At 42.4% G+C, this 11,694-nt stretch carries 11 protein-coding genes; 10 read left to right on the top strand and 1 reads right to left on the bottom strand.

Translation table 11 applies throughout. From position 1 onward, the window contains the following. Nucleotides 1-2 precede the first annotated feature (2 nt). The 10 genes from BLW16_RS14950 (at nt 3) to BLW16_RS14905 (ending at nt 9,684) form a co-directional block, all read left to right on the top strand. The gene (locus BLW16_RS14950; RefSeq protein ID WP_090558035.1) at nt 3-983 is read left to right on the top strand and encodes a DUF6427 family protein; all 981 of its coding nucleotides are present in this window, start codon (nt 3-5) and stop codon (nt 981-983) included. Nucleotides 984-1,072: 89 nt separating this feature from the next. Continuing rightward, nucleotides 1,073-1,828 carry a type III pantothenate kinase gene (locus BLW16_RS14945; RefSeq protein ID WP_090558033.1) on the top strand — a complete coding sequence of 252 codons (756 nt, stop codon included), beginning with the start codon at nt 1,073-1,075 and terminating at the stop codon, nt 1,826-1,828. After that, the gene (locus BLW16_RS14940; protein ID WP_090558030.1) at nt 1,812-3,149 is read left to right on the top strand and encodes a BamG family beta-barrel-assembly machinery protein; all 1,338 of its coding nucleotides are present in this window, start codon (nt 1,812-1,814) and stop codon (nt 3,147-3,149) included. Before BLW16_RS14945 ends, BLW16_RS14940 begins: the two co-directional genes overlap by 17 nt. Continuing rightward, a complete protein-coding gene (locus BLW16_RS14935) occupies nt 3,149-3,721 on the top strand; it encodes an LptA/OstA family protein (RefSeq protein ID WP_090558028.1) in 573 nt (190 codons plus the stop codon). The genes BLW16_RS14940 and BLW16_RS14935 overlap by 1 nt, the downstream gene beginning before the upstream one ends. Before the next feature lie 127 nt (nt 3,722-3,848). After that, nucleotides 3,849-5,945, top strand: coding sequence for a peptidylprolyl isomerase (locus BLW16_RS14930; protein WP_090558026.1), 2,097 nt, complete (start codon nt 3,849-3,851; stop codon nt 5,943-5,945). Between the two features lie 62 nt (nt 5,946-6,007). Beyond that, on the top strand, nt 6,008-6,523 hold the full coding sequence (locus BLW16_RS14925; protein WP_090558023.1) for a DUF2480 family protein: 516 nt from the start codon (nt 6,008-6,010) through the stop codon (nt 6,521-6,523). Between the two features lie 31 nt (nt 6,524-6,554). After that, nucleotides 6,555-7,331, top strand: coding sequence for a DUF3108 domain-containing protein (locus BLW16_RS14920; RefSeq protein WP_090558021.1), 777 nt, complete (start codon nt 6,555-6,557; stop codon nt 7,329-7,331). Nucleotides 7,332-7,336: 5 nt separating this feature from the next. After that, nucleotides 7,337-7,903: a DUF3109 family protein gene (locus tag BLW16_RS14915; protein ID WP_090558019.1), complete on the top strand. Its 567-nt coding sequence runs from the start codon at nt 7,337-7,339 to the stop codon at nt 7,901-7,903. A 16-nt stretch (nt 7,904-7,919) separates the two neighbouring features. Next, nucleotides 7,920-8,780, top strand: a complete 861-nt coding sequence (gene rfbA, locus BLW16_RS14910) for a glucose-1-phosphate thymidylyltransferase RfbA (protein WP_090558016.1) — start codon at nt 7,920-7,922, stop codon at nt 8,778-8,780. 31 nt (nt 8,781-8,811) lie between these two features. Continuing rightward, nucleotides 8,812-9,684: an ROK family protein gene (locus tag BLW16_RS14905; RefSeq protein ID WP_090558014.1), complete on the top strand. Its 873-nt coding sequence runs from the start codon at nt 8,812-8,814 to the stop codon at nt 9,682-9,684. A 58-nt stretch (nt 9,685-9,742) separates the two neighbouring features. Here the strand turns inward: BLW16_RS14905 and BLW16_RS14900 are convergent, their stop codons facing one another. Beyond that, on the bottom strand, nt 9,743-11,518 hold the full coding sequence (locus BLW16_RS14900; protein ID WP_090558012.1) for an aminopeptidase P family protein: 1,776 nt from the start codon (nt 11,516-11,518) through the stop codon (nt 9,743-9,745). Nucleotides 11,519-11,694: the final 176 nt, after the last annotated feature.

Here is an 11,694-nt window from a genome sequence, read left to right as displayed (position 1 = left end):
GCATGATCAATCAATTCAAAACATTAAATCCTGTTAACCTGCTGCTGCTTTTTGCATATACGTTTTTTATGCGGATCGCTATCCTGACAAACCCGCCCGAAAGACTGAATTTTGAATTTCTGGAACCTTATACCAAGTTCCTGGTCCAGATCCCTATGGGAAACGATTTTTCCACCCTGTCAAATGTGATGATTGCTGGAATCCTGATCTATATCCAGGCGCTTATCTTCAACAGGATCGTGAATAACCATGCACTGCTGGCCAAGCCAAGTTTCCTGCCCGCACTGCTTTATATCACTTCGGCAAGCCTGTTTGAGCCATTCCTGATTCTCAGCCCCACCCTCATCTGTAATTTCCTGCTCATCATGATCATGGATAAATTATTGAAAATAGGGAAGTCGCCCAATGCGATCATGATCATGTTTGATGTGGGTATATTCATTGCACTGGGCACACTGATCTACTTTCCTTTCGTGATGATGCTGCTGCTGATCTGGCTGAGCCTGCTGTTATACCGTGCATTCAGCTGGCGCGAGTGGGTATCGGGCCTGATCGGGTTCCTCAGTATTATATTTTTCCTGGCCATTTTTTATTACTGGAATGACAATCTGGGAATGTTCTATAATATCTGGCTTCCCCTTAAAAACAAGTTCCCTTCTGTATTTAAGATCCAGTATAACGATTACCTGGTGCTGGTCCCGGTGACAGTGATGATGGTGCTGGCCATGATCCAGCTGCGCGAAAACTTTTTCAGGAGTTTTATCAGTACAAGAAAGGCTTTTCAGATGTTATTTTTTATGTTCCTGATCGCCATTTTAAGTTTTTATACCAAACCGGCTTTTAAGTTATACCATTTTTTACTGTGTGTTCCTCCCGGTTCAGTTTTACTGGCATACTACTTTTCAAATGCAACAAAACGCTGGTTTTACGAAAGTTTATTCCTTATTCTGGTATTTGCGATACAGTTCTTTTTGTTTGTTTAACTTTTTTTAACAATTTGGAGCCTTGAAACTTGGTAAAGATTAATAGCTTTGTACCATGAAGTTTGGAGTTATTACCCCGGGATTGGTAAATGCATAACCTGGTCATAGATATCGGCAATACTAACAGTAAGATTGCTGTTTTTGATGATAAAGTGCTGGTATTTTTTCAAAGTGCTGATCATATTGATCAAAATAGCCTCTCAGAATTAATTGATAAATACAAAATTGTGAATTCTACTGTTTCCAGTGTGAAACAGGATGATACAGGTATTTTAGACGTTCTGAAGTCCGGTACCAATTATATCCAGTTTTCTACCCGGCTGAACACCGGCGTAAAGAATAAGTATAAAACGCCCGCTACGCTTGGTCAGGACAGATGGGCAAAGGTGATAGCGGTGCATCATGCGTATCCACAGCAGAATTGCCTGGTAATAGATGCAGGAACCTGCATTACCTACGATCTGCTGAACGATGCAAACGTTTATTTTGGTGGCAGCATTAGTCTGGGTATCAATATGAGATTTGAGGCTTTAAACCACTATACCGGGAAGCTGCCTTTAGTGAAATGGGATAAGGAACTGCAAAATATTCCCCAGGGAACCGATACGGAAACGGCGATCACAAATGGTGTTTTACAAGGGGTGATCAATGAAGTTGAAGGGTTCATTTCCCTTGAAAATATAAAAAATAAAGGCCTGAAGGTAGTAATAACGGGGGGTGACGCTACATTTTTGCTGGAACAATTAAAAAACAGCATCTTTGCGCCTCAAATTATACACGATCCCTATTTGGTATTAAAAGGATTAAACGAAGTCATTGCATTTGAATATGTACAAAAAGATTAATTATATAACTGCAGTCCTGGTGCTGATGGCCAGCATTTCTGTTAACGCTCAGGTGACTACACAGTCGCCTTATTCCAGATACGGACTCGGAAACCTCAGGGGAAGTTTACTTCCTCAGCTAAGGGCAATGGGAGGCATCTCTACTGCAGTAAACAAGCCGACAGGTTACAACACGATCAATATGCAGAATCCTGCTTCCTATGCAGGTATTACGCTGACTACGATTGATGCGGGTATATCTGCAGGGTTTACAACGCTGACAAAAGGTGATTTAAAAGACAAAAGCTTTAATGGTACACTCAGCCATGCGGCATTTGCGTTTCCCGTAACCACTCATTCTGCGTTAAGTTTCGGTATCCTTCCTTATTCGGACCTGGGTTACAACTTTCTTCAGACAGGAACCATCAGCAGCGGTTCGGGAACAGGAAACGGTGCCACCCAAAACGTGAACAGCGCATATACCGGTGAAGGCGGCCTGACTAAATCTTATATAGGATACGGATACCGCATCGGTGACAATTTCAGGATTGGTGCGAACATCGAATATCTTTTTGGTAACCTGATCGAAAACAGGGACCTGCAGTTTTCAGATGATGGAGTGGATGACGGGGCGGTTGAGCCAAGTTATGCAACACGTCTGCAAAACAAGAACAGCGTAGGCGGAATTGCATTTTCTTATGGCGCGCAGTACGATTTTCGTCTGAGTTCAAAAATGCTGATTACCCTGGGTTATTCAGGTTCTTCTGCTTCGACGATCAATTCAACAAGAACATTCCTGGCTACGAAATATGTATATGACGGTACCCAGGAGGGCGGAACAACGATTGAGACCATAGATTCAGTGGGTGGAGGAAAATCTAATTTGAAACTTCCGCTGGTACACAATTTTGGTATCGTTCTTCAGAAGAACAACAAATGGTTGATTGGTGCCGATGTGAGAATGGGCAAATGGTCTAACCTGACCATCAACGGTGTTAACCAGGGGCTGCAAAACAGCAGGGGAGCATCCATAGGTGGACAGATCACGCCTGATATTACTTCAATCAACAGCTACTGGAGCAAGGTAGATTACCGTTTAGGCTTCAGTTATGACAAGACCTATGTCAAATTAGCTGATAATGACGTCAAACAGATGGCACTCAGCTTTGGTCTGGGCTTACCACTGGCTTCCTCAAGAAATGCATTTTACAAAATGAATTTAACCGCCGAAATCGGACGCAGGGGCACTATGGTGACAGATGATCTGCGTGAAAACTACGTCAACCTTCATTTGGGTTTTACCATCAACGACAAATGGTTTACGAGATTTAAATTTGACTAATGAACAATGGCGGTATACTTTCCCGGATTGTTATACTATGCCTTATACCGCTGTTTTTAAGCTCATGTAATGATGATGATCTGAAAACAGCGGCTGAAATATCCTCAAAAAAGTCTTTGCTCAGCAAAGACAGGTCCCTGAAGGTGGAGATTGTCTTCAGCGATTCAGCAGTGGTAAAAGCTAAAGGCTTTGCACCGGTACTGGACCAGGTTAACCCTTCTTCGGGGAGCAAGTACCAGGAAATGCCGGCTGGGGTTAAAATCACCTTCTTCGATCCTCTTCAAACCGTAACAGGCACAATCACGTCTGAGTATGCACTGAGAAAAGAAACGGAACAAATCACCATCTTTAAGAAAAACGTGGTTGTCGTAAGAAATGACCTCACTTTCAATACCGAGGAACTCACCTGGGACCAGCGTAAAAAAATGTTCTTTTCCCCGCGTGGTATTGTGACCAGGCCTGACGGTACGGTACTAAATGCGGTTAACTTTAGCGCACCCGAAGATTTCAGTTCAGTTGATTTTGAACAAGGCTCAGGGGAGACGTATGTGAAGGGTGATTTAGCACCATAAGGAAGCTGATCCGGGGGTGTTATTCCCTTAATTTTTAAATACTTATTCAAATACATATAATTGTTTTCTTTTTTTGCCAAAAGTTGTATCTTGCGCCCTCTTAAAAAAAATATAAATAATAGATATTATGGGTTTAATGACATTTTTGCGGAATCGTGCAGGCTTTATCTTGGTAGGAGCCATCGGTTTTGCAATTGTTGCATTTTTAGTTGGTGATGCAATTAACGTAGGTAAGCCTTTCTGGGCGGCATCACAAAAGGTTGTCGGAACTGTAGATGGTGAAGAGATCAGCATCGACGAGTTCGGTACTAAGGTAGATCAGAATCTGCAGCAGTTCAAACAACAGTACGGTGGCAGTGCAAATCCTCAGATGACGGCTATGGCTGTAGATAATGCATGGAACGGTGAATTGGCCTCCATTTTATTGTCTAAAGAATACAAACGCCTTGGTCTGGATATTTCAGGTGATGAATTGTTTGACCTGATCCAGGGCAAAAAACCAAGCCCGCTGATTGTACAGTATTTTGGTAACCCTCAAACAGGCCAGGTAGACCGTGCTGCGGTAATCAACTCGCTGAAACAACAGAGCACTAATCCCCAGCTGAAACAACAGTGGGACTTATTGCAGACTGAAATTGAAAAACAAGCTTTACAGCAGAAATATACGAACCTGATCAAAAACTCAGTGTATGTAACTTCACTGGAAGCAAATGATGAATACCAGAACAGGAATAAACTGGCAAACTTCAACTATGTAAGCCTTGATTATGCAAGCATTCCTGATGCTTCTGTTAAACCAACAGATGCTGATTATTCAGATTATTATAACGAAAATAAAAAGAAGTTTGAAAACCCTGCTGAAACACGTTCATTTGAATACGTGTCATTTAGTGTAAATCCTACTAAAGAGGATTCGGCTGCAATCAAAATACAGGTAGAAAAACTGGCCTCAGACTTCAAAGCTTCAAAAAGCGATTCATTGTTCTCTGCAATCAATTCTGACGTTAAAGTTCCTTATGCCTATATCACAAAAGGTAAACTTGATCCTAAAATTGATTCTGCCGTTTTCGCATTACCGGCAGGCAGTTTTTACGGACCGGTGTTCTCCGGAAACTCTTATAAACTGGTTAAGGTAATTGATACGCGTATGTCGCCTGATTCAGTTAAAGCCAGCCATATTTTATTGGATGCAACCAAAATGGGCGGTGTGGATAAAGCAGAGAAATTTGCTGATTCACTAAAAACACTTGTTCAGAATGGTGGCAGCTTCTCAGCACTGGCTAAAATGTACAGCGTTGACGGATCAAAAGATAAAGGTGGTGAACTGGGTACTTTTGCAAGGGGACAGATGGTCCCTGAGTTTGAGACTGCCGCATTCAACGGGCAGACTGGCGACCTTAAAGTAGTACGTTCACAATTCGGTGTTCACCTGATCAAAATTGAAAATCAGATCGGTTCATCTAAAGTTGCTAAACTGGCATATATAGAGAAAAACCTTGCGCCAAGCAGCAAGACCAAAGATCAGGCCTATAAAAAAGCATCAGGCTTCTTAAGCGCTGTAAAAGGAGATAATTTCAATGCAGAAGCAAAAAAATTGGGCTATACGGTTGCCGTGGCAGACAGGCTTACAGGAAGCCAGGGTTATGCGCCCGGTCTTGACAACCCGCGTCAGCTGATCCGTGATGCTTTTGGCGCCGAAAAAGGTGATATGCTTACTGAAGTATACCAGATGGATAATGCGTTTGTTGTGGCTCACCTGACTGATATTAAACCAAAGGGCATCTTACCGCTGGAAGCAGTGAAAAAAGATATTGAACCGATGGTATTAAATGCTGTTAAAGCTAAAATGCTGAGCGAGAAACTTGAAAAAGCAGCTCAGGGTGCAAGCAATTTAAACCAGGTAGCGCAGAAAGTTGGAAAAACCGTTACACCTGTACAGAATATTGTGTTTGCAAATCCTATCGTTCCGGGTGCTGCACAGGAAAACAAACTGATCGGCAGTGTATTCGGATCACCGGTTGGTAAAGTATCAAAACCTGTTGATGGCGAACGCGCGGTTTATGTGTTTACTGTAAACGGATTCACTAACCCGGCTCCGATTGGTAATACTTACAAACAGAAAGAAACTATGCTTCAGGGGATTGCTCAAAGGTCATTAGGTGCAGCTTTCCAGGCATTACAGGATAAAAGTGATATAAAAGACAATAGGGTGAAGTTCTATTAGTCTTTATTACGTAATTTTGAAACCGGAAGTAGCAACACTTCCGGTTTTTTTTATTTACAATCATGGAGATTCAGGAAAATATAGTGAATAAGGTTGCTTCCAGTGGTTTAATTACCTTAAACCTGGAGCTTTATTATCATCAGGGCGAACGTGTGGTATATGATCTGAAGGAAAATCTGTTCCAGGGATTGATACTGAGGGAAAAGGATTTCAGGGAGTTCATCAAAGGACATGACTGGGCTTCCTATGCCGGTAAGAACATCGCTATTATCTGCAGTGCGGACGCGATTGTACCCACCTGGGCATATATGCTGCTTGCCAATAAATTAAAGCCCTACGCCAACGAAGTGGTATTTGGCGGACTTGAGGTATTGGAGGCTGTGTTGTTTACAAAAGCGCTGGCTAAAATTGATCTTGCCGATTATAAGGATGAAAGGGTAGTCATCAAAGGTTGTGCTGATATCGATGTTCCGGTGTCTGCTTATGTAGAAATCACTGCTTTGTTAACCCCCGTGGTTAAGAGTATAATGTATGGCGAGCCGTGTTCAACTGTTCCGATCTATAAACGAAAGGATTAGTTTCTGGATTAATATTGTGTTTAAACAAGGTATGAGAAAATTATTTTTGCTGACTGTTTTTTTGATTACCTTAATTCATGCTAAAGCTCAGGAGCTGCCTTTAAAGAAGGAACCTGTCTTTCAGGCCGGGGAGGTATTGCAGTATAAACTGAGATATGGCATTATCACAGCAGCAGAAGGTATTATTAAAGTACTGAACTCAGACCTGAAATTTGACGGTAAACCCACCTATAGACTGGTGGTTGACGCAAAAACATCAGGAACTTTTGATATTTTTTATAAAATACGGGACCACTACGATTCTTATATCGATAAAGACAACCTGACACCATATTTTTACCAGGAGAACATCAAAGAATCAAGCTATAAAAGAGAGGATAAAGCAAGGTTTTACCAGGATACAAAAAAGGTAGTTTCCAATAAAGGAACTTTTACTACTCCGACTGATCAGACGTTTGACCTAGTTTCTGCCTATTATTTTTCCAGGAGCCTGGATATTTCCAAACTGAAGATCGGCGAGGAATTTAAGCTCAATTATTTTTTGGGAAAATCGATCCATCAGCTGCAGATCAAATATGTAGGAAAGGAAGTCATTAAAAGTAAACTTGGGAATATAAGGTGTTTAAAATTCAGCCCTTCCATTGAGCCGGGCAGAATCTTTAGAAAAGACAGCAGTTTGTATCTTTGGATTACTGACGATGGAAACAGGGTTCCCGTAAAGGCGCAGGTAGAAATAATTGTTGGTGCCGTTACGATGGAAATTAAATCTGCCGATGGGTTGAGATACCCGCTGGCAAAAGAAAATTAAATTCAATGATAGAAGTACAAAATACACTCATACACGAAGACGTCATCAGCGAGAGTTTTGTGTGTAACTTAAATAAATGTAAAGGTATTTGTTGTGTGGAGGGCGATTCTGGTGCACCGCTTGATGTAGCAGAAACGGCTATTTTAGCGGAGATCTATCCAAAGATCAAACATATGCTTGCTCCAAAAGGTATTGCTGCTATTGAACAATATGGTACTTCTGTGGTAGATGCTGATGGTGACCTCACTACCCCCTGTGTAGATGGCAACAAAGAGTGCGCATACGTAACTTTTGAAAATGGAATCACGAAATGTGCTATTGAAAAGGCTCATGAGCAGGGGATTGTCGACTGGCAAAAGCCCATTTCCTGCCATTTATACCCGATACGCATTACGCAGTATCCTGAGTTTGATGTGCTCAACTATGACCGCTGGCATATCTGTTCAGATGCCTGTACTTTTGGAAGAGAACTTAAAGTCCCGGTTTATACCTTCTTAAAAGGACCATTGATCAGAAAATATGGGGAGGAATGGTACAGGGAATTAGAAAATAGTGTATCTTCAAATCCGTAACTTTAAAACGCGTATTTTGAAAGGAATAATTTTAGCAGGAGGGAGCGGCACGAGGCTGCATCCTTTAACTTTGGTGATGAGCAAGCAGATGATGCCTGTTTATGATAAACCAATGATCTATTATCCATTGTCAACATTAATGCTGGCAGGAATTAAAGAAATACTTATTATCTCCACCCCACATGATCTTCCGAATTTCCAGAAACTTCTGGGTGACGGCAAACAGTTGGGCTGTGAGTTTTCGTATGCAGTTCAACATGAGCCCAATGGGCTGGCGCAGGCATTCGTTATTGGTGCGGACTTTATTGGAACAGATAAAGTTGCATTAGTCCTGGGAGATAACATTTTCTATGGGGATGGTATGGCCAAGCTCTTACAGGCGAGTTCTGATCCTGACGGAGGTGTTGTTTTCGCTTACCGTGTCTCAGATCCTGAAAGATATGGTGTAGTTGAATTTGATGCCGATAATGTGGCGGTCTCTATTGAGGAGAAACCCGAGGTGCCAAAATCTGATTATGCTGTTCCGGGACTTTATTTCTATGACAACAGCGTAGTAGAAATTGCCAGAAACATTAAACCTTCTCCCCGTGGCGAATATGAGATTACCGATGTGAACAGGGAATATCTTGAGCAGGGTAAATTGAAGGTAGGTGTACTGAACCGCGGTACCGCATGGCTGGATACAGGCACATTTGTATCCCTGATGCAGGCCGGACAGTTCGTTCAGGTGATTGAAGAACGTCAGGGCCTGAAAATAGGCTGTATAGAAGAAGTAGCTTACAGAATGGGCTTCATTGATAAAGAACAGCTGCGTAAAGTAGCGACTCCATTGGTGAAAAGTGGCTATGGTGCCTATTTATTAAAACTGGTCAAATAAATCTAAAACACAATATAGTTAAACCAAGCATATGAATTTTAAATCGTCCAGACTGCCTTATATAGGAGTCGATATTGGAGGTTCGCATATCACGGCTGCGCACATTGACGCAGCTGATTTCAAGATAGTAAAAGATTCTCTGGTTAGAGAACGTGTAGCCTCCATGGAAGGTGCTGACGTAATTATTAAAGCATGGGTTGATGCGCTGAAACCCCTGATCGTAAGTTCAGGTGACGAACAGGTACATATCGGTATCGCTATGCCTGGTCCTTTCGACTATGAAAAAGGTATTTCCCTGATGAAAGGGACCAAGAAATATGACTCTTTGTATGAAATGAATGTTCTGGGAATCCTGGCTCAAAAATTAGGTATTCCGGAAAGCAATATTCTTTTCAGAAATGATGCTGAATCGTTTTTGCACGGTGAATTGGCCTCTGGTGCAGTAGCGGGGGAAAAGCGTGCTTTGGGTATTACCCTGGGTACAGGTTTAGGATCTGCAAGTAATTGCCAGGGAAAAACTATTGATTCAGACCGTGCCTTTATTCCCTTCAAAGACAGCATTGCTGAAGAGTATATTTCTACCCGCTGGTTCTCTAACAGGTACAAGGAGCTGACCGGTAAGGAGATCAAAGATGTGATCACGCTGATGGCTTCTGAAGACCAGGGTATCAAAGACCAGATATTTGAAGAGTTTGGTGAAAACCTCGCTATATTTTTAAATGATTTCATCGATCAGGAACAACCGACTGTAGTGGTGATTGGCGGTAATATTGCAAAGACCTGGGATTGTTTTATGCCTGTAGTAGTGAAACACCTTAAAAACAAAGAAGTGGTGCTAAAACAAAGCACCATGTGGGAAGATGCAGCGCTTGTAGGAGCAGCATACAGCTGGTTCCAGTCGTAGTCAACCATTTATCATAATAATCCCCAGTATGAATTATGTTCATACTGGGGATTATTTGTTAGATAGCCTTTGTAGCTTCTTTCAGCCACTGGCGCTCTTCATCATTTAAAGCAGGGCTCAGTTTTTCAAATACAGAAGTATTGTAGGCATTCAGCCAGTCAACCTGTGCTTTTTCCAGCAGGTCTTTGATCACAATACTGGTGCTTATCGGTGCGATGGTCAGTGTTTCGAACCCGTAGAACTCATTGAATTCATTTTCCTGTATTGCAATTGTAGTCACCAGGTTTTCAATGCGGATACCATGCCTTCCGGGACGGTAAACGCCGGGCTCCACAGAAGTGATCATGCCCAGCTCAACAGGCACTGGTGTGTTGGTCGGGTTAAATACCTGCGGGCCTTCATGTACATTCAGGAAATAGCCTACGCCATGTCCCGTTCCGTGTCCGTAATTGATGGCGTGGTCCCATAGCGGTTTCCTCGTGATGGCGTCAATCTGGTAACCACAGGTGCCTTTAGGAAATATCGCACTACACCCTTCAATCATCCCTTTTAATACCAAAGTATAATCCTTTCTTTCCTGCGCTGTGGTTTCACCCATTGGGATTGTCCGCGTAATATCTGTAGTTCCATAAAAATACTGCCCGCCTGAGTCTACCAGGAACAGGCTTTCCGCCTTAACTTCGGTATCGCTCTCGGCCGATGGCGCATAATGAGGTAGAGCCCCATGAGCTTTATAGGCGCTGATGGTATTAAAGCTGTCGCCTATAAACCCATCCTGTTCGGCCCTGTATTTACGGAGTTCTGCGGCAGCAGAAAGCTCTGTGACCTTTGTTTTGCCGATGTTGTCTTCCAGCCACTTTAAAAAACGTGTAATGGCTACTCCGTCCTTCAGCATAGCTTCGCGGGTATTGCTTAATTCTACCTCATTTTTAACTGCCTTCAGGCTCGTGGACGGATTGAGTTCTTTGATGATCCGTACTGATGCCGGTATTAGTTTAGCATAGGCATAACAGTTACGCTTAGGATCTATCAATACTGAAACATTTGCTGGAATCTGTTTTAAGGCCCGCTCGATCTCTTCGTAAGGCAGTACTTCCGTTCCGCTTTTGAGCAGTGCCAATTTTTCTTCTTCGGTTAGTTTTCCGGGATGAATAAACAGCGTCGCGTGATCATGACTGATGAGTGCGAAACTCAATACCACCGGATTGAAACTCACATCCGTTCCCCGGATATTAAACAGCCAGGCAATATCATCCAGTGAAGATACGAAGTGATAATCTGCCTGATGGTTCAGCAGTTCAGCCCTTACGGCAGCTAGTTTACTGCTCACAGATTGCCCTGCCTGTTCCTCGTCAATCAAAAATGCCTTGTTTTCTGGCAGTTCAGGACGGTTCTCCCATATCGGGCTTAAATAGTCTTTACTCTGCAGGCTGATTCCTTTGGCGGATAGTTGTTGGGTGAGGAGATCTCCCAGTAATACAGACAGTAATTTCTCATCTGTAGCAACAACCGCTCCTTTATCCAGTTTTTGATTTAGCCACTGAATATATTCAGGGGCATGCTGTATCTTTTGTTTCACCAGCTCAAAGCCGCTGTCATTCAATTGTTCTCCTGCCTGTTCAAAATACCTGAAGTCGGTCCATAACCCGGCAAAGTCATGCGTGATGACCAGCGTACCTGCAGAGCCGGTGAAGCCGGAAGCAAATGGAATACATTTATAATGTTTTGGCAGATACTCACTGATGTGCGGATCGGCTGAGGGTATAATATAGGCATCTACCCTATCCGCCTTCATTTGTGCTCGTATTTTGCTTAATTTTTCCTTGTATGTCATATATGCAAGTGTTGAATATTGAATAATGAACAACAAATCTAAGGATTTTATTGATAGCCCCCCAGTAACACGAAGATCAGGGTTAAAAGGAATAATTTAAATTTATTTCGTAAAGTATAGCCGAAAAACTATATTACAGCTATTATCAAATTATACCATTGCTGATCCTGAGCGTT

The organism is Pedobacter hartonius, from assembly GCF_900107535.1.
Lineage (GTDB): Bacteria > Bacteroidota > Bacteroidia > Sphingobacteriales > Sphingobacteriaceae > Pedobacter > Pedobacter hartonius.
The sequence above is the reverse complement of the archived record's forward strand: the minus strand, read 5'-3'. Positions and strand labels throughout refer to the sequence as shown.

Coding starts and splice junctions, on each gene's coding strand:
- BLW16_RS14950 (WP_090558035.1), top strand. CDS start 3: ATGATCAATCAATTCAAAACATTAAATCCTGTTAACCTGCTGCTGCTT.
- BLW16_RS14925 (WP_090558023.1), top strand. CDS start 6,008: ATGGAGATTCAGGAAAATATAGTGAATAAGGTTGCTTCCAGTGGTTTA.
- BLW16_RS14935 (WP_090558028.1), top strand. CDS start 3,149: ATGAACAATGGCGGTATACTTTCCCGGATTGTTATACTATGCCTTATA.
- BLW16_RS14905 (WP_090558014.1), top strand. CDS start 8,812: ATGAATTTTAAATCGTCCAGACTGCCTTATATAGGAGTCGATATTGGA.
- BLW16_RS14945 (WP_090558033.1), top strand. CDS start 1,073: ATGCATAACCTGGTCATAGATATCGGCAATACTAACAGTAAGATTGCT.
- BLW16_RS14900 (WP_090558012.1), bottom strand. CDS start 11,518: ATGACATACAAGGAAAAATTAAGCAAAATACGAGCACAAATGAAGGCG.
- BLW16_RS14940 (WP_090558030.1), top strand. CDS start 1,812: ATGTACAAAAAGATTAATTATATAACTGCAGTCCTGGTGCTGATGGCC.
- BLW16_RS14930 (WP_090558026.1), top strand. CDS start 3,849: ATGGGTTTAATGACATTTTTGCGGAATCGTGCAGGCTTTATCTTGGTA.
- BLW16_RS14920 (WP_090558021.1), top strand. CDS start 6,555: ATGAGAAAATTATTTTTGCTGACTGTTTTTTTGATTACCTTAATTCAT.
- BLW16_RS14915 (WP_090558019.1), top strand. CDS start 7,337: ATGATAGAAGTACAAAATACACTCATACACGAAGACGTCATCAGCGAG.